Here is a 23,236-nt window from a genome sequence, read left to right as displayed (position 1 = left end):
AATACCGGGCGGCGCTGTCAGCGCTACAGTGGCTGACGATGATTCAACCCTGTCGATGTTCAAGGAGGATTGCATGCGCACCATCGTTTTCAGCAGCCAGACGTATGATCGCGACAGTTTCCTCGGCGCCGACTGCCCGGCAGGCATCGAGCTGCACTTTCAATCGGCGCGGCTGAGCCTCGACACGGTGGCGCTGGCCGATGCGCATGAGGTGGTTTGCGCGTTCATCAATGACGACCTCAGCGCGGCGGTGCTGGAACGTCTGGCCGCCGGTGGCACACGCCTGATCGCCTTGCGGTCGGCAGGTTACAACCATGTCGACCTGATCGCCGCCAAACGTCTTGGACTGGCGGTGGTGCGAGTGCCGGCGTACTCGCCACATGCGGTCGCCGAACATGCGGTGGCGCTGATCCTCGCCCTGAATCGACGCCTGCACCGCGCCTATAACCGCACCCGCGAAGGCGATTTCAGCCTGCATGGCCTGACCGGTTTCGATCTGGTTGGCAAAACCGTAGGGATCGTCGGCACCGGGCAGATCGGCGCGACGTTTGCGAAAATCATGCACGGCTTCGGCTGTGAATTGCTCGCCTACGACCCGTATCCGAATCCGAATCCGGATGTGCTCGCTTTGGGCGCGCGCTATCTGAGTTTGCCGGAACTGCTCGCGCAGTCGCGGATCATCAGCCTGCATTGCCCGCTCAATGAGCAGAGCAAGCACCTGATCAACCGTGATTCGCTGGCGCACATGCAGCCCGGCGCCATGCTGATCAATACCGGGCGCGGCGGTCTGGTCGACACGCCCGCGCTGATCGACGCGCTGAAGGACGGCCAACTGGGTTATCTGGGGCTGGATGTGTATGAGGAAGAGGCGCAGCTGTTTTTCGAGGACCGCTCGGACTTGCCCTTGCAGGACGATGTGCTGGCACGCTTGCTGACCTTTCCCAACGTGATCGTCACCGCGCACCAGGCCTTTCTGACGCGCGAGGCACTGGGCGCGATCGCCTCGACAACCCTGAGCAACATCGCGACCTGGGCGGCAGGCACGCCGCAGAACCAGGTCGAGGGTTGAGCCGGGCCGGTTACTTCGGCGACAGCGAAGACGCCAGAATCAGCAGGGCCAGCCAGCCGAAACCGAACAGCCGCTGTTTCGCCGAATGGCCGTTGCGCAGCAGAAACCAGACGAAGACCATTGGCAGCAGAAACACCATGATCTTCAGCCAGCCTTCCACCGGGCGGCTGCCGTCGGGGTTGGCGGTCTGCTCAAGCGCTTGCTCGGCCTGCTGGCGACGGCGTCGCCCCGCAGCGGCCGGCATCACTTTCGGCAGTGGTTGCACAGCGGGGGCAATCGCCGCCTCCGGCACCGCGTTGTTGCGAGGCAGGCTGCCGAACGAAATCGTCGCCGCCTGTGCCGCCGCGGCTACAGGCTGCGCTTGCACTGCGGCGTATTCATCGATCGGCGCGCCGCAATGAATGCAGGCCGACGCTTCGGAGCTGATGCTCTTTTTGCATTCATAACATTCGATCAGCGCCATGTTCCGTTCCTTCAGATTCGAGGCCGGCAGTTTGCCATGAGTGCTGGCCGATTTGAACCGGATCGAAGGTCGCACGCGCGCATCATTCTGCAATCGGGGCCGTGCTAGCATGTCGCGCATATTTGGAGGACCCATGGTCGAACACGATTTCCGCTACACCCTGATGAACCCGCAACACACCCTCACCGAATGCCGCGCCCTCGTACCGGGCCGCTATCAGGTCACCGGCAACGGTGGCTCGATCCGCATCGGTGATGTCCTGCTGGTGACCCTCAAAGGCAGCAAGGATTTGTCCATGCGCCTGACCGTCGACACCGTTCGCCACCTGATCAACCCGCCGGGCCAATGGACCGCGATGACCTCCGGCCCGCTGTTCGGTGAACTGGCGATCCACACCTGGCAGGTCAACTGCGACAGCTGCGCCAAAGAGCTGAGTTTTGAATTCGCGGTCGATGCCAAACTCGGCAAGACCGCTGAAAAACCGGCCGCCACCGCGCGCATCGCCGAGCTGGGCTGGCAAGCCGTGGGCGACAAGCACCTGTGTCCGAAATGCCAGGAGCCCGCGTGATGAAACGCTTTGCCCTGGCCGCTCTGGTCGGTGTCGGTCTCGCGGGCTGCGCCGCCGAGCCTGTGCAACTGCAACACAACCGCAGCTACATTCTGGAATGGATCGGCGAGCGGCCGCTGATGGATTACAGCCATCTGACCGTGACCCTCGGCGACGATGGCCGCGCCTACGGCAACGGCGGCTGCAACCATTGGTTCGCGCCGTACACGCTGGAGGGCGACAAGCTGTCGTTCGGCAAGATCGGCAAGACCCGCAAACTTTGCGCCCCGGCCTTGATGGAGCAGGAACAACGGTTCTTGCAGGCGCTGGAAAAGGTCGAGCGCTGGGACATCTCGCCGATCGAGCAGATGCGTTTCTGGCCAGCCGAGGGCAAGCCGTTGCGCTGGTGGCTGGAAGAGGGTTGAACCTCAATACCGCCAAAGCCCTCACCCTAACCCTCCCGAAACGTCGGACCGCCCAAAGGGAGAGGGAACTGATTGGGGGATGCTCAGGATTGGCGCCGACATGAACGTTATCTGGTGAATCCATAATCGACTCGGTGTTTCAGGTCGATGTACCTCGCCAAACACTTCGGTCGGCCCCCTCTCCCTCTGGGCGGTCGGACGTTTCGGGAGGGCTGGGGTGAGGGGCTTCTGGCGGCTTACTTCGTCGCCTGCAACGCCTCGAGTTTGGCCATCACCCCCGCCGCCGTCTGCTCACCCAGCAACTGCTCCCGCACCTTGCCCTTGTCGTCGATGATGTAAGTTACCGGCAACGCCTCGCTGCGCGGCAATTCGAACAGCTCAGCCGGATCCTGCGCCAGCACGGTGAACTTGATGCCCAGTTTCTCGCTGGCTTCTTTCAGTTCCGCGCCTTGCACGTTGTCGAAGTTGACGCCGAACACGCCGACATTCTTGCTCTTCAGTTCCTCGGCCAGGTGATTGAGTTCAGGAATCTCCGTGCGACACGGGCCGCACCATTCGGCCCAGTAATTGAGCACCACCCATTGTTTGTCGAGACGCTCGGACGCGACTTTCTGGCCGTTCTGGTCAATCCCGTAATCATTGCCGCAGCCCCCCAGCATCAACGCCCCGATTACCGTCAATGCCGCTGCCAATCGCCGTGTCATGTCGTGTTCCTTGAGAAAATTCGAAGGCGCCTGCGACCCATCGCCTCTGACGGTTCTGGATTGCGCGCTGCACAGTTAGAATAGCCGCCACTTTACGCCAGAAGCGACCCGCCATGACCGATCTGACGCTTTATCACAATCCGCGCTGCTCGAAATCCCGCGGCGCACTGGAACTGCTCGAAGCCCGCGGCCTGACGCCAACCGTGGTGCGTTACCTCGAAACCCCGCTGAATGCTGCGCAAATCAAGGCGCTGCTCGGCAAGCTCGGGATCAGCGCACGGCAGTTGCTGCGCAGCGGGGAAGATGAATACAAAATACTTCAGCTCGCCGATGAAAATCTCAGCGAAGCGCAATTGATCGACGCCATCGCCGCGCATCCGAAACTGATGGAACGGCCGATCCTCGAAGTCGGCGACAAAGCGGTCATCGGCCGTCCACCGGAAAACATTCTGGAGTTGCTGCCGTGAGCGCGCCTTACATTCTGGTCCTGTATTACAGCCGCAGCGGTTCGACCAACGAGATGGCCCGGCAGATCGCTCGCGGTGTCGAACAGGCTGGACTTGAGGCGCGACTGCGCACGGTGCCGGCGATTTCCACCGAATGCGAAGCCGTCGCCCCGGACATCCCCGCAGAAGGCGCGCTCTACGCGACCCTCGATGACCTGAAAAACTGCGCCGGTCTGGCACTGGGCAGCCCGACGCGATTCGGCAACATGGCCGCCCCGCTGAAATACTTTCTCGACGGCACCAGCAACCTTTGGCTGACCGGTGCTCTGGTCGGCAAACCGGCCGGTGTGTTCACCTCCACCGCCAGCCTGCACGGCGGTCAGGAAACCACCCTGCTGTCGATGATGCTGCCGCTGCTGCACCACGGCATGCTGATTACCGGCCTGCCGTACAGCGAGTCGGCACTGCTGGAAACCGAGGGCGGCGGTACGCCTTACGGTGCCAGCCATCATGCCGGCGCCGACGGCAAGAGCGGCCTCGATCAACACGAAGTGGCGCTGTGCCGCGCCCTCGGTCTGCGTCTGGCGAAAACCGCACAGAAACTGGTGAGCTGAGATGGCGAAGAAGCCGAAGATCCTGCCCTCAATCGAGTGGCTGGAGCCGCGGGTGAAGGCGATGCGGGTGCTCAGCCTGCTGAGTTTTTTCGCCCTCGCCGGCCTGCTCGCGGCTTATTACCTGGTCTTCGCCGACCTGCACGGCGCGCGACCGTGGGTGATCCTGCTGGTCGAACTGATCCCGTGGCTGGTGCTCGCACCGGCAATGATCATGGGCAGCGCCCGTGGCCATTCATGGATGTGTTTTGTGGTGAATCTGTATTTCATCAAAGGCGCACTGGCGGCGTATGACCCGAACCGGCAGTGGTTTGGTGTGCTGGAAATGGCGGCGAGCCTGGCAGTGTTCTGCTCGGCGCTGCTGTATGTGCGCTGGCGTTATCAGCTTGATCGCAAGCTGGCGGGCGAAGGCGAAATCAGCGTTTCCTGACAAATAGCTATCGCGAGCAGGCTCACTCCTACAGGGGATCTGTGGCGTCCACAAATCCCCTGTAGGAGTGAGCCTGCTCGCGATTGGCGCGACGCGGTCTCAATGATTGACGGTGTAGGCGAGCATCATCGAAATCTGGCTCATCGGCCGGCCGCCGCTCTGTTCGTGCCACTGATTGAACGCGTTCTGCACCGTCGCCAGATCGCGCAGACTGGTTGGCACCTTGTCAACGATCTTCTGGGCATTCAATGCGGCGACCACGTCATAGCTCGGCACAAAGGTGTCCTTGCCGACCATGCGCAAAAAGCGCGGCGCTGACAGCCCGCCCAATTGATGACCGTGCTTTTTCAGGTATGTCCACAGGCCGACGATGTCGGTCACCGGCCAGTCGGCGATCAGCGCGCCGAAGCTGCCCTTGTCCTGCTCCACATCAAGAATGAACTGCGCATTGCGCGGCACGCTCTTCAGCTTGCCCAAGTGGCGGATGATCCGCGCGTCCTGCATCAGGCGCTCAAGGTGCTCGGCGCTCATCAGCACAACTTTTTCCGGGTCGAACTTGAAGAACACTTCTTCGAAGGCCGGCCATTTGGCGTCGACCAGACTGTGCTTGAGTCCGGCGCGAAACACCCGCAGGGCCATTGTCGAGAGGTAGCGGTCGTCGCTGATCTTGCGCAGTTGCGTCGGGGTTTTCGGAACAGGCAGATGGGCTTCCAGTGCAGCCGCCGAACCGAAACGGTTCAGACAGTATTCGTGCAGCCACTTGTAATCGCGCATGCCCTCTCCCGGGAATTGAAAGAAAATCCGTTGTAGGAGTGAGCCTGCTCGCGATAGCGCTGTGTCAGTCGATATCAAAATATCTGACAGACCGCTATCGCGAGCAGGCTCACCCCTACAGGTTTTAATTAAAGGTTTACGACGTTGACGAAGCGCGACGCCGCGGTTTCGTCGATTTTCAGGCTGGTGAAGTCGAACAGGTTGCGGTCGGCCAGTTGCGACGGGATCACGTTCTGCAGGCTGCGGAAAATGCTCTCGGTGCGGCCCGGGGTCTTGCGCTCCCAGTCCTGGAGCATTTCCTTGACCACCTGACGCTGCAGGTTTTCCTGCGAACCGCAGAGGTTGCACGGGATGATCGGGAATTGCTTGAGGTCCGAGTAGGCCTGAATGTCCTTCTCGTTGCAGTACGCCAGCGGACGGATCACCACGTTGCGCCCGTCGTCGGCGCGCAGCTTCGGCGGCATGGCCTTGAGGCTGCCGTTGAAGAACATGTTGAGAAAGAACGTTTCGACTATGTCGTCGCGGTGATGACCGAGGGCCATTTTTGTCGCGCCGATTTCGTCGGCAAAGGTGTACAGCGTGCCGCGACGCAGGCGTGAGCACAGCGAGCACGTGGTCTTGCCTTCCGGAATCAGTTCCTTGACCACCGAGTAGGTGTCTTTCTCGACGATGTGGTACTCGACGCCCAGCTCTTTCAGGTAGGCCGGCAGCACGTGCTCGGGAAAGCCCGGCTGTTTCTGGTCCATGTTCACCGCGACGATTTCGAACTTGATCGGTGCAACCTTCTGCAGGTGCAGCAACACGTCGAGCATGGTGTAGCTGTCCTTGCCCCCGGACAGGCAGACCATGACCTTGTCACCGTCTTCGATCATGTTGAAATCGGCGACCGCTTCGCCGGCCAGCCGGCGCAGGCGCTTTTGCAGTTTGTTCTGGTTGACCGTAAGAGTGCCCATGACGCGAAATCCGTGAGGTGTGACGAAAGGCCGGCATTTTACGCAAAAACCCCGCCGCTGTGGGGACGTGTTGTCGGCCGCCACAGGACACTTGAGACAGACCCCGAGGCGATTATCCGCCCGGTTTACAGCGCGATTTGCTCTAAGCCCCTGATACCGGTGCGGTTCAGTCCTTTCTATACTGCGACATAAGGTCGCACACATCTGAAGACCTGTATTTGCTCGGCCGCCTGGCCCGTAGGCGCTCCGTTGGGGGGCGATGGCAATATCAAGAGGAGTGAATGGCATGATCCATCACGTAGTGGGACTGTTTACCCACCCCGATCAGGAATGGAAGGAAATCCGTGGCGACCAAGAGGAAAGCATCAGCCACATGTACCTCACGCACACGCTGATTCTGGCGGCGATCCCCGCCGTCTCGGCGTTTATCGGTACCACCCAGGTTGGTTGGGTGATCGGCAACCGCGCGCCGGTGATGCTCACCTTCGAAAGTGCGCTGTGGATGACGATCATGTCGTACCTGGCGATGCTCGGTGGCGTTGCGGTAATGGGCGCCTTTGTCCACTGGATGGCACGCACGTATGACGCCAACCCCAGTCTGGCCCGTTGCGTGGCCTTCGCCACTTACACCGCGACGCCGTTGTTCGTCGGTGGCCTGGCGGCGCTGTATCCGCACATGTGGCTGGGGATGATCGTCGGTACGGCGGCCATCTGCTACACGGTATATCTGCTGTACGTGGGCTTGCCGACGTTCATGAACATTCCTCCGGACGAAGGCTTTCTGTTTTCCAGCTCGGTACTGGCGGTGGGTCTGGTGGTGCTGGTGGCGATCATGGCGTTTACCGTGATCGTCTGGGGCCTGGGCGTAGGGCCGGTGTACACCAACTGACGATATCCGCCTGTTGAGAGAGGCCGCCGCAAGGCGGCCTTGTCATTTGGGCGATGACCATTCGGCAGCTCGGCGATTCGCAAGCGCCCGGGGTTGCGGCATACTCGGCGTCTCTGGAGATCCATCAAGCATGCCCGAGCAACTCAATACCCGCGTCGAAGATTGTTACCAACTCGCTGAATCCTTTTTCAAACGTTCCTTCAAACGCCCCGTCGTCAGCCTCAAGCTGCGCGGGCAGAAAGCCGGTGTCGCGCATTTGCACGAAAACAAGCTGCGCTTCAATCCGCAGCTGTACCGGGAAAACACCGAACACTTCCTCAAGCAGACCGTGGCCCACGAAGTCGCGCACCTGATCGCCCACCAATTGTTCGGCGACCGCATCCAGCCCCATGGCGAGGAATGGCAATTGATCATGCGCGGCGTTTACGAATTGCCGCCGGATCGCTGCCATACCTACGAAGTCAAACGCCGCAGCGTGACCCGCTACATCTATAAATGCCCGTGTCCCGAGAGCGATTTCCCGTTTACGGCACAGCGCCATAGTCTGGTGCGACAGGGGCGACGGTATTTCTGCCGGCGCTGCCGCACGACGCTGGTGTTCAGTGGTGAGATGCGGGTGGAATAGGTGGTTTCCGCGGTGCTCTGACTGGCCCCATCGCTGGCAAGCCAGCTCCCACAGGTTTTGTGAACACCTCGGAACCTGTGGGAGCTGGCTTGCCAGCGATGAGGCCCTTACAGGCGCTAAAGAATGACTTTGTTGTGACGCAGGTTTTCAATTTTCAACGGGCTGAATCCCAATTCCCTCAACACCTCATCCGTATGCTGCCCCAGCGCCGCCCCGACATGCCGCGGCGCTGGCAATGCCTCGGAAAACTTCAACGGACAAGCCATCTGCGCCTGCGCCGTACCCTCCCCGCGCGGCACTTGCGTCACCAGTTCGCGCGCCTGCACCTGCGGATGACGCACCGCCTCACCGAGGCTCAACACCGGCTCGACACACGCATCGACCCCGGCGAACAACTCGCACAACTGCGCAAAATCATGCTTTTCAAACTCAACCCGCAACGCCTCCTTCAGCGCCTGCTGTTGCTCAGGTTTGGCTGACAGCCCCTGCGCCGCCAGCTCCGGTCTACCCAGCGCTGCACACAAGGCCTGCATGAATGCCGGCTCCAGACTGCCGACCGACATCCAGCGCCCGTCCCGCGTGCGGTAATAGTCATAAAAGCTACCGCCATTGAGCATCTGATCTTCGCGCCCCGGCTCATCTTCGCAGGCGAGATAACCGGCGCCGGTCATGGCGTTCAGGCTGAACGCGCAGTCGGTCATGCTCACATCGACATGCGTGCCCTGCCCGGTTTGCTGGCGGGCGATGACGGCGGCGAGCAAACCGATCACCCCGTGCAGCGAGCCACCGGCAATATCCGCCACTTGCATGCCCAACGGCAGCGGCCCGCTGTCGGCGCGGCCGGTATAACTGGCCAGCCCTGCCAGGGCCAGATAATTGATGTCGTGGCCGGCGCGGTCCTTATAGGGCCCGGTCTGGCCATAACCGCTGATCGAGACGTAGATCAATTTCGGATTGATCGCTTTCAGCGCTTCATAACCCAGGCCCAGACGCTCCATCACACCGGGGCGGAACTGTTCGAGGACGATGTCGTACTCGATCAATAACTCGCGGATGATTTCCATCGCCGCCGGCTGTTTCAAGTCCAGCGCCAGACTGCGTTTGTTGCGGTTCAGGTAGGCATGACTGGCCGACACGCCGCCATCGTGCGGTGGCAACACGCGCAGCAGATCCATGCGGGTCGGCGATTCGATGCGCAGTACCTCGGCGCCCATGTCCGCCAGCAATAACGAGGCAAACGGCCCCGGCAGCAGCGTCGAGAAATCGAGAACCTTCAGTGAGGCCAGCGGTGCGGACATGGGCGAACTCCTTGGGCGATGCACTCAGCCTAGGCAGCGATCAGCGATGCGGCAATCACCGAAAATGTCAGCGGGCATGACCGTTGCGCTCAAAACGCAGGCATGAAAAAACCCGCCGAAGCGGGTTTTTCCAGACAAGCGATGCTTACTTCACATGGCTCGGGGTTGCGCCTTCAGCCACACCCAGGTCGTCTTCAGGACGGGTTTCGGCGATACCGCGACCACCCGAAGCCAGTTCGGCTTGCAGTTGATCGGTGTCCAGCTCCTTGACCCACTTGGCAACCACGATGGTGGCTACCGCGTTACCGACCAGGTTGGTCAGCGCGCGGGCTTCGGACATGAAGCGGTCGATACCGAGGATCAGCGCCAGACCGGCCACCGGCAGGTGACCGACCGCCGACAGGGTCGCGGCCAGCACGATGAAGCCCGAACCGGTCACACCGGCTGCGCCTTTGGAGGACAGCAGCAGTACCAGCAGCAGAGTGATCTGGTGAGTGATGTCCATGTGCGTGTCGGTCGCCTGAGCGATGAACACAGCCGCCATGGTCAGGTAGATCGAAGTACCGTCGAGGTTGAACGAGTAACCGGTCGGGATCACCAGACCGACAACCGATTTCTTCGCGCCCAGACGCTCCATCTTGATCAGCATGCGTGGCAGTGCCGATTCCGACGAGGACGTGCCCAGTACGATCAACAGCTCCTCACGAATGTAACGCACCAGCTTGAACACGCTGAAACCGTGAGCACGGCAGATCGCACCCAGCACCAGCACCACGAACAGCACGCAGGTGATGTAGAAGCAGATCATCAGCTGGCCCAACTGCACCAGCGAGCCCACGCCGTAGGCACCGATGGTGAAGGCCATCGCACCGAAGGCACCCAGCGGCGCCAGTTTCATGATCATGTTGATGATGTTGAACATCACGTGGGCGAAGCGATCGATCATGTCCAGCAGCGGACGACCGTACGAACCCAGGCGATGCAGGGCGTAGCCGAAGATCACCGAGAACATCAGCACTTGCAGAATGTCACCGGTGGCGAACGCGCCGACGATGGTGTTCGGGATCACATTGAGGAGGAAGCCGACAATGCTCTGGTCTTTACTGGCCGTCACGTAGGTGGCGATTTTCGAGGCGTCCAGGGTGGTGACGTCGATGTGCATGCCGGCGCCCGGCTGCACAACGTTGACCACGACCAGACCAATCAGCAGGGCAATGGTCGAAACGATTTCGAAATACAGCAGCGCGTAGCCGCCGGTCTTGCCCACCGATTTCATGTTCTGCATGCCGGCGATGCCGCTGACAACGGTACAGAAGATGATCGGGGCGATGACCATTTTGATCAGCTTGATGAACCCGTCACCCAGCGGCTTGAGCGCCACACCGGTCTGTGGGTAGAAGTGACCGAGCAGGATGCCGATGGCGATGGCAACGATCACCTGGAAATACAGGGATTTATACAGTGGCTGACGAGTCGTCATTGCAGGTTTCCTCAAGCGTCCCGCGACAACATCCATCTGTTGGCCGCGAAACCTTAATTGCGAACCCTCCTGCACTGGAGGGATTTGTTGTTGGAGCGGCGTTTTCCCACGGGATAAATGCACGCTTCTGTCGCTTGTATCGCAAACGCCGTGCCAGATTGGTGCGATGGGCAGCCAGCCTTTTGATATCAGGGCTCAGCCACATTTTTGTGTCACCGCGCGGTGACCTGCGCATGGCGGATTTCCGCCAACTGGCCCGCCCTCGTCCTGCAATTTGGCGGAAATCCGCCTTGTTGCCCACTGGCCTCGCCGCTACCATCGGTCGCCTGAACAGGACCTGCCGCTCATGCGTGAACGCACCATCGCCAGCCATTTCGCCCGTGCCGCCCTCGGCGGCGCGCGCCGCCAAGGCTTTGATTATTCAGGCCTGCTCGAGCATTTGGGGATTAGCCCGGAACTGCTTGAAGAGCCACGTGCGCGCCTCGCACCGGAACAATTCGCCCGTTTGATCCAGGGCCTGTGGCTGGCGCTGGACGACGAATACCTGGGATTTGGCAACGCACCGAGCAAGCCCGGCAGTTTCGCCATGATGTGCCATGCCTCGATCCACTGCCGCAACCTGGAGAAGGCGCTGCAGCGCGGCCTGCTGTTTTACAGCCTGTTCCCCGACGCGCCACGGCTGACGCTGAGCCGCGAAGATGAATGGGTGCGTTTGAGTCTCGACGATTCGCGGTTGTGGGACCCCGATCACTTTCTCACTGAAAGCCTGCTGGTGATCTGGCATCGCCTCGGCAGTTGGCTGATCGGCCAGCGGATCCGCCTCGAGCAGGCGACCTTCAGCTACCCGCGCCCCGACCATGGCGCTGAATATGACTTGCTGTTTCCGTGCCCGCTGAGCTTCGGCGCCGAGCACAGCAGCCTGCTGTTTCACAGCCGTTATCTGCCGATGCCGTTGTTGCAGGACGAGCGCACGCTCAAGCATTTCCTCGAACGCTCACCGGCGGACCTGCTCTCACGCCCGGACGATGGCGACAGCCTGAGCAGTCGCCTGCGCCGCTTGCTCAGCCGCGACAGCAGTCACTGGCCGGACCTGGAAGCGGTTGCGGCACACCTGCACATCAGCCCGCAGACCCTGCGCCGGCATTTACGCGAGGAAGGCACGAGTTTTCAGGAGCTCAAGGATCAACTGCGGCGGGATATCGCCATCTATCATCTGGGGCGCGCGGATCTGTCGTTGCAGCAGATTGCCGAGCAGTTGGGTTTCTCTGAGCCGTCGGCGTTTCACCGGGCGTTCAAGAAGTGGACCGGGTTGACACCGGGGGCTTATCGGGCGCGGGAGTTGTAGGTAGCAGGATCAAAGGCCCCTCACCCTAGCCCTCTCCCAGAGGGAGAGGGGACTGATTGGGGATTGAATCCGAATGCGCTGCCATCGCCCAGGTCGACAATTTTCACCAGACACTTCGGTCAGTCCCCTCTACCTCTGGGAGAGGGTTAGGGTGAGGGCAAGCGCCATTCACACCGCCGGAAAATGAATCCTGAACGCCGCCCCGCCCAACGGTGAGTCGCCCAGTGCCAGTCGGGCGTTGTAGCTTTCGATGATGTCCTTGACCACCGCCAGCCCGATGCCCTGCCCCGGATGTTGTGCATCCAGCCGTTCGCCGCGTTCAAGAATCCGTGCGCGCTGATCCGACGGCACACCGGGGCCGTCGTCCTCGACGCATAGCTCGACCCCGGCCAGCGACTCGCGCACGCTGATGCGCACTTCGCCCAGGCACAGCCGGTAGGCATTCTCCAGCAGGTTGCCGAGCATTTCCAGCAAGGCGCCCTGCTCGATCGGCACGTAACAATGTTCAGGCAGATCGAAAACCACGCGCACCTGCTTGTCGCGATAGACCTTGTCCAGCGTGTCGCACAGGCTTTTGAGCACCGGTCGCAGCTTGACCTGATGGCGCACCAGACCGCTTTTGCGCAGGCTCGCCCGTTGCAGTTGATAGCTGATCTGCTGGCTCATGCGTTCGATCTGACTTTGCAGCACCCACGCCTGATCGCGTTCCTGAGGACGCTGGGCCATGTCTTCGCTGACCCCTTGCAGTACCGCCAGCGGGGTTTTCAGGCTGTGAGCGAGATCGTCGAGGGAATCGCGGTAGCGGCTGCGCTGCTGACGTTCGCTGAGCAGCAAGCGGTTGAGCGAGCCGGTCAGGCGCAGCAGTTCGCGCGGGTGTTTTTCGGTCAGGCTTTCGCGAGTGCCGCCCTCGATTTCATCGAGCTCCTGGCTGAGGCGGCGCAAGGCCTTGAGGCCCCAGGTCAGGCCGATCCACAACAGCGCCAGCAACACCAGGAGTGCCGCGCCGAAGCCCAGATAAAGATTTTCGCGCAAGCCTTCGAGGGTGGTTTCGTATTCACGCACCGGTTGCAGGGCGACGATGCTGAACGCGGCGCTTTTGCCGCCGAGCAATTTCACCTCCACGTCGTAAACGAAGAACTCCTGGCCGTTGCTTTCGCGAATGCGCGCGAACTCATTGCCGAGACCGTCATAGCGCGGCTTGTAGTTGATCTGTTCTTCCTGAGTGGCCTTCGAACGCCAGACCAGACGGCCTTCGCGATCATAGATGTAGCCAAGCAAGCGGAAGTCCGTGAGGTTGAAACGCTCGTCCGGCAACTGCGTCGGCATCACCAGCCGACCGTTTTCAATGCGCGCGGCGGAAATCAGGGTGGTCACGTCCGAGGCCAGGCGCTGCTCGATCGAATCCTGCAAGGCCAGGCTGAACGCGCCTTGCATGGCCGGGAGCAAGGCGAGCATGAACAACACCGCCAACGTGGTGGCGGCGAGCATCAAACGAACGCGAAGGGAACGGATCAAGTGCAGCGCTCATTGAACAAGTAGCCGAGGCCGCGCACGGTATCGATCGGCTTGAACCCGGCCGGTCCCTCAAGCTTGCGGCGCAGACGGCCGACCAGCACTTCGATCACGTTCGGATCGCGCTCGTCGTCGTCCGGGTAGAGTTGTTCCATCAGGCGATCCTTGGGCACCACCTGCTGGTGGTGGCGCATCAGGTATTCGAGAATGCGGTACTCGTAGGCTGTCAGCGCCAGCGGCTGCTCGTCGAGGCTGGCCTGCTTGCGATTGAGGTCGAGCAGCAGCGGCCCGGCAACAATGGTCGACTGAGTGAAACCACTGGAGCGGCGCAGCAAGGCATTCAGGCGTGCGTCGAGTTCTTCGAACTGGAACGGCTTGACCACGTAATCATCGGCGCCCGCAGCGAGGCCTTCGACCTTGTCCTGCCAGTTGCCGCGCGCCGTGAGAATGAGGATCGGGAAGGTCTTGCCGCCCGAGCGCAACTGGCGGATCAGGTCGAGCCCACCCATGCCCGGCAGGCCAAGGTCGATCACCGCCAGGTCGAAGTTGAACTGTCCGGTCTGGTACAGCGCCTCCTCGGCATTGGCCACGGATTCGACCACATGACCGCTCTCGGTGAGGCGGGTTTGCAGATGATGGCGCAACAGCGCTTCATCTTCGACGACCAACAGTTTCATAAAGCTCTCCCAGGCAATTCAAAAATCTCCAGACAACCCCTGTGGCAGCCGGCCTGCTGGCGATTGCAATTTGGCAGCCGACAAATATCGTCGAATGTCAGGGCGCTATCGCCAGCAGGCTGGCTCCCACAGGTACCGAGGCGACCGACTTAGAAATAATAGTTGGCCGACAGATAAGTCTGCGCGCTGCTGGTCAAGTCCAGCGAGCCCTGCTTGCTGCCGCCACTTTCTTTCATCTCGGTGCTGGCGTTGCTGCGCAGGTAACGGTAACCGAGTTCGACCGAGGTGTTCTGCGAGACTTGCTGCAACACACCGAGCTGACCGCCGACGGCGTAGCCGATGTCACTGTCGCGGCTGTAGCCTGGCGAATCCTGGGTCAGCTTGGTCAAGCCTGCGGTGGCGCCGCCGAACAGTTTGGTGCTGCCGCCCACCGGGTAGAACAGATCGTAGCTGCCCAGCAGGTTTTCCTGGCGCAGTTTAATGCCATTGTGCGAGCCCGACACGTTGTCGTAAGTGGCGTAGTAGCGGCCCTGGCTGTTTTGCTGACCGAGGCGCACGCCGTAGGTATTGTTACCGTCGATGGCACCGGTGGCGTTCGGATGGTCGAGGTTGTTGTTCAAGGAGCGGGACTTGTCGATCTTGTCACTGGTCTGGCCGAAGGTCAGGCCGGCGAAGTTCGAAGACGTGTCGGCCTGGGCCGCGATACTGGCGCTCATGACGCTCAAAGCCAGCAACAGTTTGTTCAAACGAGTCATGGGTAGTTCCTCTTGCACAGTGCTGTTGGGGTATGGCGCAAGATTACTGAGCGGCCCCTGTACCGGCCCTGAACCGTCTCTGAACCTGACCTGAATCAAATCGACTAGGCTGTTCTGACCACTTTCGCAAAGGAGACCCGATCATGCGCTTGTTCCTTGCCCTCACCTTGCTGGCCGTCAGCAGCCTCACCCAGGCGGCGATCAAAACCGAAGAAATCCCCTACCAGAGCGCCGACGGTACAAAACTGATCGGTTACTACGCCTATGACGACGCCATCAAAGGCAAGCGTCCCGGTGTCGTCGTGGTTCACGAGTGGTGGGGGCTGAACGATTACGCCAAGCGCCGTGCCCGTGATCTCGCCGCGCTGGGCTACAGCGCGATGGCGATCGATATGTACGGCGACGGCAAAAACACCGAACACCCGAAAGACGCGATGGCGTTCATGCAGGCGGCGACTCAGGATGCGGCGGCGGCCAGCAAGCGCTTCGAGGCCGGGCTGAATTTACTGAAGAAACAAGCACAGACCGACGCGGATAAAATCGCCGCGATCGGATACTGCTTCGGCGGTGCTGTGGTGTTGAACGCGGCGCGTCAAGGTGTGCCGCTGGCGGGCGTGGTGAGTTTCCATGGCGCGCTGGCCACCAAGACCCCGGCTACGCCTGGCAGCGTCAAGGCGAAGATTCTGGTCGAGCACGGCGCGCTGGACAGCATGGTCACCGCCGACAACGTCACTGCGTTCAAGGCGGAAATGGACAAGGCTGGGGCCGACTACAAGTTTGTCAGCCTTGATGGCGCCAAGCATGGTTTCAGCAATCCCGATGCGGATCGCCTGAGTCATGGTGAGCATGGCGGCCCGGATATTGGTTACAACAAGGCCGCGGATGAAAAGTCCTGGGCGGACATGCAGGCGTTTTTCAAGTCGATCTTCAGCTGATAGCGTCTACCCCGATCGTTCCCACGCTCTGCGTGGGAATGCATCCTGGGACGCTCTGCGTCACGCATGTGTGGGACACGGAGCGTCCCGGGCGGCATTGCCACGCGGAGCATGGGAACGATCTGTACGACGGTCGTAGGAGCCTGCTCGCGAAGGCCGCACCGCTGTTCTCGACCTTGCCCCGACTAACCGGCAAAATGCCCGCCATGAACCTAGCCCCCACCCTCCCCGCCTGCTGCACCGCGCTCGACAGCCACTGGCCGTTGCCGATCGTGTTGCCCGACACCGTGCTGATCAGCACGCAATTCGATCCGGCCCAATTGCTGGCTGATGATTTTCAGCGCAGCGCGATCGTGGCGCCGCCAAGCATTCAGCGCTCGGTAGCCAAGCGTCAGGCCGAGTTTCTCGCGGGGCGAATTTGCGCCCGCGCGGCGTTGCAACAATTGCAGGGCAACGGCGCGGCTCCGGCGATCGGCGAAGATCGCGCACCGGTGTGGCCGGCGCCTATCTGCGGCTCGATCACCCACAGCAGCGGTCGCGCCGCCGCGATCGTCGCCAACAAGCAGCACTGGCGCGGCTTGGGCATGGACCTGGAAAACCTGCTGAGCGATGACCGCGCCGCGCGTCTGGCCGGAGAAATTCTCACGCCGGCGGAAATGCAGCGCATGGCTGCCGGTTCGAAAGAGCTACGGGCGCTGTGGGTGACGCTGACGTTTTCGGTCAAGGAAAGTTTGTTCAAGGCGCTCTACCCGATCGTGCAGCAGCGCTTTTACTTCGAGCATGCCGAAGTGCTGGAATGGACCGAGGCGGGTCAGGTCAGGCTGCGGTTGTTGACTGATTTGTCCAGCGAATGGCGCAACGGATCGGAGCTGGAGGCGCAGTTCGGCGTGCAGGATGGGCAGTTGTTGAGTCTGGTGAGCATTCAGGCCTGAAGTTTTGCATTGCCTGCAGGGTCCTCATCGCTGGCAAGCCAGCTCCCACAGTATTCCCGGTAAACACAGAATCCATGTACACCCGCGAAATCTGTGGGAGCTGGCTTGCCAGCGATGAGGCCGGTACTGCCACCACACAACCTACCGCCGTTCCTGATTCCTCGGCCAGCTCAAACTGAAACACGCCCCACCCAGGCTTTTGCTCTTGCCGATGATCGCTCGGCCGTCGTGCCAGTGAATGATCCGCCGCACGATCGACAACCCCAGACCATGCCCGCCCGACGCCCGCGTGCGGCTGTCATCCAGGCGCAGGAACGGCGTGAAGATTCGCTCCCAGGCCACTTCCGGCACACCCGGGCCATCATCCTCGACATCGACCCGGCAGCGTAATTGCCCGACCTGATAACTCACCGTCACGTTGCCGCGGGCATGGCGCATGGCATTGCTCACCAGATTCTGCAACGCACGGTGCAGATAACGCGGCTCAGCCTCGACCCAGGCATCGTCATTATCGGCGGCGGACAGGCACAAACCGCGCTGCACGGTGACTTCGGCGCGCAGGGGCGCCAGCTCTGCGATCACTTGATTGACCAACGCATCGAGGTCGACACGCTGGAAGGTCAACGCCGGCGAACCCTGCTCCAGGCGCGCATAGGTGAGCATTTCATCGACCAGCTTATCGAGGTCCTCGATGTCGTGGTCCATGCCCTCGCGGTACTTTTCCAGGGCTTGCGGCGTGGTTGCCGAGCCGATCATCTCCAGACCGAAACGCAAACGCGCCACCGGCGTGCGCAATTCGTGGGACACCGCGCGCACCAGTTCGCGCTGGATCGCCAGCAATTGCTGCAAGTGCTCGGCCATGCCATTGAACGCCGCGGCCAGCCGCCCGACCGAGTCGGCACCGCGCGCCGGCACCCGGGTTTCGAGGCTGCCCTTGGCGATGCGCGTGGCTGCGGCTTCAAGGCCACGCAAACGCCGCTCGAGCTGCCGCACCAGCAGATAAACGATCAGCCCGATCAACGTCAGGCCCAACGCGGCGATCAGCACCAGCCATTCCGGCGGGTACGGGTTCATTTGATACAGCGGGCCGATTTCCAGCACCCACGGCGTGCCGACCATGCCGGCAAACACCCGGATCGAATCGCCGCCCTTGCCCAGCGCCATCACCGTGTCGCCCTCCGAGACCCGCCGACTCTGGTCCTCGTCCATGTCGGCGTCGTCCACCGTGACCAGACGCAAGTCGAACCCGAAGCCTTTTTCTTCCTTTATCTGCGCTAGGCGTTTCGGCTGCTCGGCAACCGGTACGCGCACCAGTTCGTCGGCCAAGAGATAAATCGTCGCCCGCGCCAGTTGCTCACTGATCTGCTGCACTTCACCGGTGAGCACCAGTTGTTCCTTGTCGCTAACCAGCCGATATACTTTGGCCGCGTGCGGGCCGGTTTGTTCGACCAGCGCCTGCCCGCGCTGCACTCGGGTGCGCTGGGTCAGATCGAGGTCCGTTTCGGTAAATTTCTTCAGCGCCAGCGGGATGCCGAGCAAACGCTCCCACACCAGCAGTGCGCGATGGCGCTCGGTTTCGTTCATCGGCTGCAGATTGTCGGCCATCAGCGAAAATGTGCCGTGGGCCAGGCGTTCACGGTATTGCTCGCTGCGCACCTGATTGAGCAAGTGCAGCGCCAGCACGCCGAGCACAGCGACCAGAATCAGCGCGGCGCACATGCCGCCATAGATGCGCAGGAATATCGAGTTCACAACGAAAGGTCTATGCAGGCTTCGGGAACGAACAGATAGCCTTTGCTGCGAATGGTCTTGATCAGGCGCGGATGGTCGGGGTCGTCGCCGATTTTCGGGCGGATCCGCGAAATGCGTACATCGATCGAGCGGTCCTGGCCGTCATAGCCGATACCGCGCAACGCAGTGAAGATTTCTTCGCGGGACAAGATGCGCCCGGCGTTGGCGACCAAAAGCCAGAGCAGGTCGAATTCGGCGCTGGTCAGTTCGATGCCAATGTCATTCAGCCAGGCTTCGCGCAAGGCGTTATCGACCACCAACGGCCCGAATTGCAGACGACGGGATTTCTCCGCGGCCGGTTCCGCGCTGTCACTGCGCCGCAGCAACGCCTGGATCCGCGCCAGCAACAGGCGCGGGCGCACCGGCTTGCACACGTAATCGTCGGCCCCGAGGTCCAATCCCTGAATCTGGTCGGCGTCGTCGGTTCGCGCGGTGAGCATCAGGATCGGCCCGTCGAACTGAGTGCGTACCTTGCGACAGATGCTCAGACCGTCTTCGCCGGGCAGCATCAGGTCAAGGATGACCAGGTCCGGCTGTTCCTTGATGATCCGTGCCGCCGCCAGCGCGCCATTGCCTTCGATATCCACGCGCAATCCATTGGCTTGCAGGTAGTCACGCGTCAGCTCGGCCAGACGCTGGTCATCCTCGACGATCAATACCTGAAAGGCTTGTTGCTCCACCGGTGACCTCTGCTTGCTGTTGTTATTGATAATGGAGGATCTGCTGACTAACACGGGACCTGTAGGACTTTCGCCATCCTCCCGTCTTTTTGTCATGTTCAAGGAGGATAAGAATGCCCACGCCGCCAGCGATTGTATAAACGCCGATCACCCGGAAAACAAGTCGGTAAATGCGTTCGGACCAGGCGAAAAACTATGGTAGGGTTCGCGCCCTTAAAAAACCGCTGAAGCGTTTTTTCCGGGCAAAAAAACAGTGACAAACGGTCTGGCTCAGCCGGTTCGCGGCCTACACGCGTTTTCCCTGTTTCTTACACAATTTACGCACAGGCTTATCCACAGCCAGTACGTTGCAAGCCCCCTCAAAACGCATTATCTTGTAGCACGGCGAAAACAGAGACCCTACATGTAGGGTTTTTGCCTGAAGCGCCCAACCACATTTCAGACCTGAAACTCAAGCGCTTTATTGCGAGTTTCAGGTGGAACGAAGCAAGTTTTTCGAAGCCCAAACCGCGCTTGCGGATGGCACCGTTTTTTTAGTTCCAAGCGGACAAAACGGTATGGGTGTTGCAGTCATTACTGTCACCCGGGAGGGAATCCGGTTTCGGGCATTGGCCCGCAACCAGAACTTCGGCAGGGACGCGGCGTTGCAGCCTTTTTCGTCTGTTCCGAAGTGGTAATTGCCGACGCAAGTCGGTTGCAGTGCTTCGGTACAGAACGGTGAGCACCATGACGGTGCCAAACAAACATAGAGAATGTGGAGACCACCCCCCATGCAAACCGACACAACTCGCGAGAACCCGCAGGGCACCTTGCCGCAGGCCGCCGATTCGACTTCGGATCTGGCAGCTACCGCGCCTGGCCAGCTGCGCGTGATCAAGCGTAATGGCACTGTCGTTCCTTACACTGATGACAAGATCACCGTCGCTATCACCAAAGCGTTTCTCGCAGTTGAGGGCGGCACCGCTGCCGCTTCGTCGCGAATCCATGACACCGTGGCCCGCCTGACCGAACAGGTCACCGCGACCTTCAAGCGTCGCATGCCGTCGGGCGGCACCATCCACATCGAAGAAATCCAGGACCAGGTCGAACTGGCCCTGATGCGTGCCGGCGAGCAGAAAGTGGCCCGTGACTACGTGATCTACCGCGACGGTCGTTCGAAAGAACGCGCTGCCCACGCGCCGGCCGAAGCCGCCGTCAACGCACACCCGTCGATCCGCATCACCCGCACCGACGGTAGCCTGGCGCCGCTGGACATGGGCCGCCTGAACACCATCGTCACCGAAGCCTGCGAAGGCCTGGAAGAAGTCGACGGCGACCTGATCCAGCGCGAAACCCTGAAAAACCTCTACGACGGCGTGGCGCTGACCGACGTCAACACCGCACTGGTCATGACTGCGCGTACCCTGGTCGAGCGTGAGCCGAACTACTCGTTCGTCACCGCCCGCCTGCTGATGGACACCCTGCGCGCCGAAGGCCTGGGTTTCCTCGGTGTCGCCGAAAGCGCCACTCACCACGAAATGGCCGACCTGTACGCCAAGGCACTGCCGGCCTACATCGCCAAAGGTATCGAGTTCGAACTGCTGAACCCTGTGCTGGCCTCCTTCGACCTGGAAAAACTGGGCAAGGCGATCAACCACGAGCGCGATCAGCAATTCACCTACCTGGGCCTGCAAACCCTGTACGACCGTTACTTCATCCACAAGGATGGCGTGCGTTTCGAACTGCCGCAGATCTTCTTCATGCGCGTGGCCATGGGTCTTGCGATCGAAGAGAAGCAGAAAGAAGACCGTGCAATCGAGTTCTACAACCTGCTGTCCTCGTTCGACTACATGGCGTCGACCCCGACCCTGTTCAACGCCGGCACCCTGCGTCCACAGCTGTCGAGCTGCTACCTGACCACCGTGCCGGATGACCTCTCGGGCATTTACCACGCGATCCACGACAACGCCATGCTGTCGAAATTCGCCGGTGGCCTGGGCAACGACTGGACCCCGGTACGTGCTCTGGGCTCGTACATCAAGGGCACCAACGGCAAGTCGCAAGGCGTGGTGCCGTTCCTCAAAGTAGTGAACGACACCGCTGTGGCCGTGAACCAGGGTGGCAAGCGCAAAGGCGCTGTGTGTGCCTACCTGGAAACCTGGCACATGGACATCGAAGAGTTCATCGAGCTGCGCAAGAACACCGGTGACGATCGTCGTCGTACCCATGACATGAACACCGCCAACTGGATCCCTGACCTGTTCATGAAGCGCGTCTTCGATGACGGCAAGTGGACCCTGTTCTCGCCATCCGAAGTTCCGGACCTGCACGACCTGACCGGTAAAGCCTTCGAAGAGCGTTACGAGTACTACGAAGCGCTGACCGAATATCCAGGCAAGGTCAAATTGTTCAAGACCATCCAGGCCAAAGACCTGTGGCGCAAGATGCTGTCCATGCTGTTTGAAACCGGCCACCCATGGCTGACCTTCAAAGACCCGTGCAACCTGCGTAGCCCGCAGCAGCACGTCGGCGTGGTCCACAGCTCGAACCTGTGCACCGAGATCACCTTGAACACCAACAAGGACGAGATCGCCGTCTGCAACCTGGGCTCGATCAACCTGCCGAACCACATCGTCGACGGCAAGCTCGATACCGCCAAGCTGCAACGCACCGTCAACACCGCCGTGCGCATGCTCGACAACGTGATCGACATCAACTACTACTCGGTGCCGCAAGCGAAGAACTCCAACTTCCGCCACCGTCCGGTCGGTCTGGGCATCATGGGCTTCCAGGACGCTTTGTACCTGCAGCACATCCCTTACGGTTCCGACGCGGCTGTCGAGTTCGCCGACAAGTCGATGGAAGCGGTCAGCTACTACGCAATCCAGGCCTCCTGCGACCTGGCCGACGAGCGCGGTGCGTACGAGACGTTCAACGGTTCGCTGTGGTCCAAGGGCATCCTGCCGCTGGATTCGCAACAGATCCTGATCGAACAGCGCGGCCAGAAGTACATCGATGTCGACTTGAACGAAAGCCTCGACTGGGCACCGGTTCGCGCCCGTGTACAGAAAGGCATCCGTAACTCGAACATCATGGCCATCGCACCGACCGCAACCATCGCCAACATCACCGGCGTATCGCAGTCGATCGAACCGACCTACCAGAACCTGTACGTGAAATCGAACCTGTCGGGCGAATTCACCGTGATCAACCCGTACCTGGTTCGCGACCTGAAAGCGCGCGGCCTGTGGGACTCGGTCATGATCAACGACCTGAAGTACTACGACGGTTCGGTTCAGCAGATCGAACGCATCCCGCAAGAACTCAAAGAGCTCTACGCGACCGCGTTCGAAGTGGACACCAAGTGGATCGTTGACGCCGCCAGCCGTCGTCAGAAGTGGATCGACCAGGCCCAGTCGCTGAACCTGTACATCGCCGGCGCCTCGGGCAAGAAGCTCGACGTGACCTACCGCATGGCCTGGTACCGTGGTCTGAAAACCACCTACTACCTCCGTGCCCTGGCCGCGACCAGCACCGAGAAGTCGACCATCAACACCGGCAAGCTGAACGCTGTCTCCAGCGGCGGCAACCATGGTGATGATTCGGTCCTGGCCGCTCCAGCCGGTCCGGCACCCGTGCCAAAGGCCTGCGCGATTGACGAGCCGGATTGCGAAGCTTGCCAATAAGCTGAGCTGACTCGGGCGTTGCGAGACGCCTGAGACTGCCAGAAAAAAGAAAAACCCCCGACAGACTTCTGGTTTGTCGGGGTTTTCTTTTTTGGGGTTGGGAGCACCCGGATCAATCCCTTCACTCAGCCTTCCGAAGGGGCAAAAGATCAAAAGCCAGATCAAGAGCCGGATCAAAGACAAAATCAAAAGCCCCTCACCCTAGCCCTCCCGAAACGTCGGACCGCCCG

23 protein-coding genes are annotated in these 23,236 nt (G+C 60.8%); 12 read left to right on the top strand and 11 right to left on the bottom strand.

Annotated features, from left to right (window positions below; translation table 11 throughout):
• Positions 1-73 precede the first annotated feature (73 nt).
• Positions 74-1,069, top strand: coding sequence for a 2-hydroxyacid dehydrogenase (locus ACYYKW_RS19690; RefSeq protein WP_464990900.1), 996 nt, complete (start codon positions 74-76; stop codon positions 1,067-1,069).
• Between the two features lie 10 nt (positions 1,070-1,079).
• Here ACYYKW_RS19690 and ACYYKW_RS19685 read toward each other — a convergent pair whose 3' ends face one another.
• Positions 1,080-1,532, bottom strand: a complete 453-nt coding sequence (locus tag ACYYKW_RS19685) for a hypothetical protein (RefSeq protein WP_336356316.1) — start codon at positions 1,530-1,532, stop codon at positions 1,080-1,082.
• Positions 1,533-1,665: 133 nt separating this feature from the next.
• Here ACYYKW_RS19685 and ACYYKW_RS19680 point away from each other — a divergent pair, with 133 nt between their 5' ends.
• Together ACYYKW_RS19680 and ACYYKW_RS19675 are read left to right on the top strand one after the other, a co-directional pair.
• Positions 1,666-2,100 (top strand): hypothetical protein, encoded by a 435-nt coding sequence (locus tag ACYYKW_RS19680; protein ID WP_464990899.1) that lies wholly within the window; start codon positions 1,666-1,668, stop codon positions 2,098-2,100.
• Positions 2,100-2,504, top strand: a complete 405-nt coding sequence (locus ACYYKW_RS19675) for an META domain-containing protein (protein WP_090285318.1) — start codon at positions 2,100-2,102, stop codon at positions 2,502-2,504. The genes ACYYKW_RS19680 and ACYYKW_RS19675 overlap by 1 nt, the downstream gene beginning before the upstream one ends.
• 236 nt (positions 2,505-2,740) lie before the next feature.
• Here the strand turns inward: ACYYKW_RS19675 and ACYYKW_RS19670 are convergent, their stop codons facing one another.
• Positions 2,741-3,208, bottom strand: a complete 468-nt coding sequence (locus ACYYKW_RS19670) for a TlpA disulfide reductase family protein (protein ID WP_090285320.1) — start codon at positions 3,206-3,208, stop codon at positions 2,741-2,743.
• A 113-nt stretch (positions 3,209-3,321) separates the two neighbouring features.
• On the opposite strand from ACYYKW_RS19670, the gene arsC reads away from it, so the two are divergent.
• Genes arsC through ACYYKW_RS19655 form a run of 3 tightly spaced genes read left to right on the top strand, consistent with a single transcriptional unit; the run spans position 3,322 to position 4,695 of the window.
• Complete coding sequence (arsC, locus tag ACYYKW_RS19665) at positions 3,322-3,675, top strand: arsenate reductase (glutaredoxin) (protein WP_336356314.1); 354 nt, start codon at positions 3,322-3,324, stop codon at positions 3,673-3,675.
• Complete coding sequence (gene wrbA / locus ACYYKW_RS19660) at positions 3,672-4,268, top strand: NAD(P)H:quinone oxidoreductase (RefSeq protein ID WP_093099288.1); 597 nt, start codon at positions 3,672-3,674, stop codon at positions 4,266-4,268. The genes arsC and wrbA overlap by 4 nt, the downstream gene beginning before the upstream one ends.
• A 1-nt stretch (position 4,269) precedes the next feature.
• Positions 4,270-4,695, top strand: coding sequence for a DUF2069 domain-containing protein (locus tag ACYYKW_RS19655; RefSeq protein WP_464990898.1), 426 nt, complete (start codon positions 4,270-4,272; stop codon positions 4,693-4,695).
• 99 nt (positions 4,696-4,794) lie between these two features.
• On the opposite strand, the gene ACYYKW_RS19650 is transcribed toward ACYYKW_RS19655, so the two are convergent.
• Both ACYYKW_RS19650 and ttcA read right to left on the bottom strand, forming a co-directional pair.
• Positions 4,795-5,469 (bottom strand): DNA-3-methyladenine glycosylase I, encoded by a 675-nt coding sequence (locus ACYYKW_RS19650; RefSeq protein WP_464990897.1) that lies wholly within the window; start codon positions 5,467-5,469, stop codon positions 4,795-4,797.
• Positions 5,470-5,597: 128 nt separating this feature from the next.
• Complete coding sequence (gene ttcA, locus ACYYKW_RS19645) at positions 5,598-6,422, bottom strand: tRNA 2-thiocytidine(32) synthetase TtcA (protein WP_090285330.1); 825 nt, start codon at positions 6,420-6,422, stop codon at positions 5,598-5,600.
• A 286-nt stretch (positions 6,423-6,708) separates the two neighbouring features.
• Between ttcA and ACYYKW_RS19640 the strand changes: the two genes are divergently transcribed.
• Together ACYYKW_RS19640 and ACYYKW_RS19635 are read left to right on the top strand one after the other, a co-directional pair.
• The gene (locus ACYYKW_RS19640) at positions 6,709-7,311 is read left to right on the top strand and encodes a Yip1 family protein (protein ID WP_090285332.1); all 603 of its coding nucleotides are present in this window, start codon (positions 6,709-6,711) and stop codon (positions 7,309-7,311) included.
• 130 nt (positions 7,312-7,441) lie between these two features.
• Positions 7,442-7,936 carry a SprT family zinc-dependent metalloprotease gene (locus ACYYKW_RS19635; RefSeq protein WP_090285334.1) on the top strand — a complete coding sequence of 165 codons (495 nt, stop codon included), beginning with the start codon at positions 7,442-7,444 and terminating at the stop codon, positions 7,934-7,936.
• Between the two features lie 116 nt (positions 7,937-8,052).
• Here the strand turns inward: ACYYKW_RS19635 and ACYYKW_RS19630 are convergent, their stop codons facing one another.
• Both ACYYKW_RS19630 and ACYYKW_RS19625 read right to left on the bottom strand, forming a co-directional pair.
• Complete coding sequence (locus ACYYKW_RS19630; protein WP_464990896.1) at positions 8,053-9,234, bottom strand: CaiB/BaiF CoA transferase family protein; 1,182 nt, start codon at positions 9,232-9,234, stop codon at positions 8,053-8,055.
• Positions 9,235-9,379: 145 nt separating this feature from the next.
• On the bottom strand, positions 9,380-10,714 hold the full coding sequence (locus tag ACYYKW_RS19625; RefSeq protein WP_093099277.1) for a dicarboxylate/amino acid:cation symporter: 1,335 nt from the start codon (positions 10,712-10,714) through the stop codon (positions 9,380-9,382).
• Positions 10,715-11,060: 346 nt separating this feature from the next.
• On the opposite strand from ACYYKW_RS19625, the gene ACYYKW_RS19620 reads away from it, so the two are divergent.
• Positions 11,061-12,059 carry an AraC family transcriptional regulator gene (locus ACYYKW_RS19620; RefSeq protein WP_464990895.1) on the top strand — a complete coding sequence of 333 codons (999 nt, stop codon included), beginning with the start codon at positions 11,061-11,063 and terminating at the stop codon, positions 12,057-12,059.
• Positions 12,060-12,227: 168 nt separating this feature from the next.
• Here ACYYKW_RS19620 and ACYYKW_RS19615 read toward each other — a convergent pair whose 3' ends face one another.
• The 3 genes from ACYYKW_RS19615 to ACYYKW_RS19605 form a co-directional block, all read right to left on the bottom strand.
• Positions 12,228-13,574 carry an ATP-binding protein gene (locus ACYYKW_RS19615; RefSeq protein ID WP_093099270.1) on the bottom strand — a complete coding sequence of 449 codons (1,347 nt, stop codon included), beginning with the start codon at positions 13,572-13,574 and terminating at the stop codon, positions 12,228-12,230.
• The gene (locus tag ACYYKW_RS19610) at positions 13,571-14,248 is read right to left on the bottom strand and encodes a response regulator transcription factor (protein ID WP_042560510.1); all 678 of its coding nucleotides are present in this window, start codon (positions 14,246-14,248) and stop codon (positions 13,571-13,573) included. The genes ACYYKW_RS19615 and ACYYKW_RS19610 overlap by 4 nt, the downstream gene beginning before the upstream one ends.
• 149 nt (positions 14,249-14,397) lie before the next feature.
• Entirely contained in the window at positions 14,398-15,003 is a 606-nt protein-coding gene (locus ACYYKW_RS19605; protein ID WP_090285344.1) for a porin family protein, read from the bottom strand.
• A 143-nt stretch (positions 15,004-15,146) separates the two neighbouring features.
• Between ACYYKW_RS19605 and ACYYKW_RS19600 the strand changes: the two genes are divergently transcribed.
• Positions 15,147-15,938: a dienelactone hydrolase family protein gene (locus ACYYKW_RS19600; RefSeq protein ID WP_093099263.1), complete on the top strand. Its 792-nt coding sequence runs from the start codon at positions 15,147-15,149 to the stop codon at positions 15,936-15,938.
• Between the two features lie 206 nt (positions 15,939-16,144).
• Positions 16,145-16,870, top strand: a complete 726-nt coding sequence (locus ACYYKW_RS19595) for a 4'-phosphopantetheinyl transferase family protein (RefSeq protein WP_464990894.1) — start codon at positions 16,145-16,147, stop codon at positions 16,868-16,870.
• A 141-nt stretch (positions 16,871-17,011) separates the two neighbouring features.
• On the opposite strand, the gene ACYYKW_RS19590 is transcribed toward ACYYKW_RS19595, so the two are convergent.
• Both ACYYKW_RS19590 and ACYYKW_RS19585 read right to left on the bottom strand, forming a co-directional pair.
• Positions 17,012-18,622, bottom strand: a complete 1,611-nt coding sequence (locus ACYYKW_RS19590; RefSeq protein ID WP_464990893.1) for an ATP-binding protein — start codon at positions 18,620-18,622, stop codon at positions 17,012-17,014.
• Complete coding sequence (locus ACYYKW_RS19585; RefSeq protein WP_093099254.1) at positions 18,619-19,341, bottom strand: response regulator; 723 nt, start codon at positions 19,339-19,341, stop codon at positions 18,619-18,621. The genes ACYYKW_RS19590 and ACYYKW_RS19585 overlap by 4 nt, the downstream gene beginning before the upstream one ends.
• A 770-nt stretch (positions 19,342-20,111) precedes the next feature.
• On the opposite strand from ACYYKW_RS19585, the gene ACYYKW_RS19580 reads away from it, so the two are divergent.
• Positions 20,112-23,006, top strand: a complete 2,895-nt coding sequence (locus ACYYKW_RS19580; RefSeq protein WP_093099251.1) for a ribonucleoside-diphosphate reductase subunit alpha — start codon at positions 20,112-20,114, stop codon at positions 23,004-23,006.
• Positions 23,007-23,236 lie beyond the last annotated feature (230 nt).

Source organism: Pseudomonas sp. 15C (assembly GCF_055484735.1).
Note: the sequence above shows the minus strand (reverse complement) of the source record. Positions and strands in the feature narration are given on the sequence as shown.

What these genes read in the sequence shown, in the direction of transcription:
- ACYYKW_RS19690 (WP_464990900.1), top strand. Translation starts at nt 74, where the DNA reads ATGCGCACCATCGTTTTCAGCAGCCAGACGTATGATCGCGACAGTTTC.
- ACYYKW_RS19685 (WP_336356316.1), bottom strand. Translation starts at nt 1,532, where the DNA reads ATGGCGCTGATCGAATGTTATGAATGCAAAAAGAGCATCAGCTCCGAA.
- ACYYKW_RS19680 (WP_464990899.1), top strand. Translation starts at nt 1,666, where the DNA reads ATGGTCGAACACGATTTCCGCTACACCCTGATGAACCCGCAACACACC.
- ACYYKW_RS19675 (WP_090285318.1), top strand. Translation starts at nt 2,100, where the DNA reads ATGAAACGCTTTGCCCTGGCCGCTCTGGTCGGTGTCGGTCTCGCGGGC.
- ACYYKW_RS19670 (WP_090285320.1), bottom strand. Translation starts at nt 3,208, where the DNA reads ATGACACGGCGATTGGCAGCGGCATTGACGGTAATCGGGGCGTTGATG.
- arsC (WP_336356314.1), top strand. Translation starts at nt 3,322, where the DNA reads ATGACCGATCTGACGCTTTATCACAATCCGCGCTGCTCGAAATCCCGC.
- ACYYKW_RS19655 (WP_464990898.1), top strand. Translation starts at nt 4,270, where the DNA reads ATGGCGAAGAAGCCGAAGATCCTGCCCTCAATCGAGTGGCTGGAGCCG.
- ACYYKW_RS19650 (WP_464990897.1), bottom strand. Translation starts at nt 5,469, where the DNA reads ATGCGCGATTACAAGTGGCTGCACGAATACTGTCTGAACCGTTTCGGT.
- ttcA (WP_090285330.1), bottom strand. Translation starts at nt 6,422, where the DNA reads ATGGGCACTCTTACGGTCAACCAGAACAAACTGCAAAAGCGCCTGCGC.
- ACYYKW_RS19640 (WP_090285332.1), top strand. Translation starts at nt 6,709, where the DNA reads ATGATCCATCACGTAGTGGGACTGTTTACCCACCCCGATCAGGAATGG.
- ACYYKW_RS19635 (WP_090285334.1), top strand. Translation starts at nt 7,442, where the DNA reads ATGCCCGAGCAACTCAATACCCGCGTCGAAGATTGTTACCAACTCGCT.
- ACYYKW_RS19630 (WP_464990896.1), bottom strand. Translation starts at nt 9,234, where the DNA reads ATGTCCGCACCGCTGGCCTCACTGAAGGTTCTCGATTTCTCGACGCTG.
- ACYYKW_RS19625 (WP_093099277.1), bottom strand. Translation starts at nt 10,714, where the DNA reads ATGACGACTCGTCAGCCACTGTATAAATCCCTGTATTTCCAGGTGATC.
- ACYYKW_RS19620 (WP_464990895.1), top strand. Translation starts at nt 11,061, where the DNA reads ATGCGTGAACGCACCATCGCCAGCCATTTCGCCCGTGCCGCCCTCGGC.
- ACYYKW_RS19610 (WP_042560510.1), bottom strand. Translation starts at nt 14,248, where the DNA reads ATGAAACTGTTGGTCGTCGAAGATGAAGCGCTGTTGCGCCATCATCTG.
- ACYYKW_RS19605 (WP_090285344.1), bottom strand. Translation starts at nt 15,003, where the DNA reads ATGACTCGTTTGAACAAACTGTTGCTGGCTTTGAGCGTCATGAGCGCC.
- ACYYKW_RS19600 (WP_093099263.1), top strand. Translation starts at nt 15,147, where the DNA reads ATGCGCTTGTTCCTTGCCCTCACCTTGCTGGCCGTCAGCAGCCTCACC.
- ACYYKW_RS19595 (WP_464990894.1), top strand. Translation starts at nt 16,145, where the DNA reads ATGAACCTAGCCCCCACCCTCCCCGCCTGCTGCACCGCGCTCGACAGC.
- ACYYKW_RS19580 (WP_093099251.1), top strand. Translation starts at nt 20,112, where the DNA reads ATGCAAACCGACACAACTCGCGAGAACCCGCAGGGCACCTTGCCGCAG.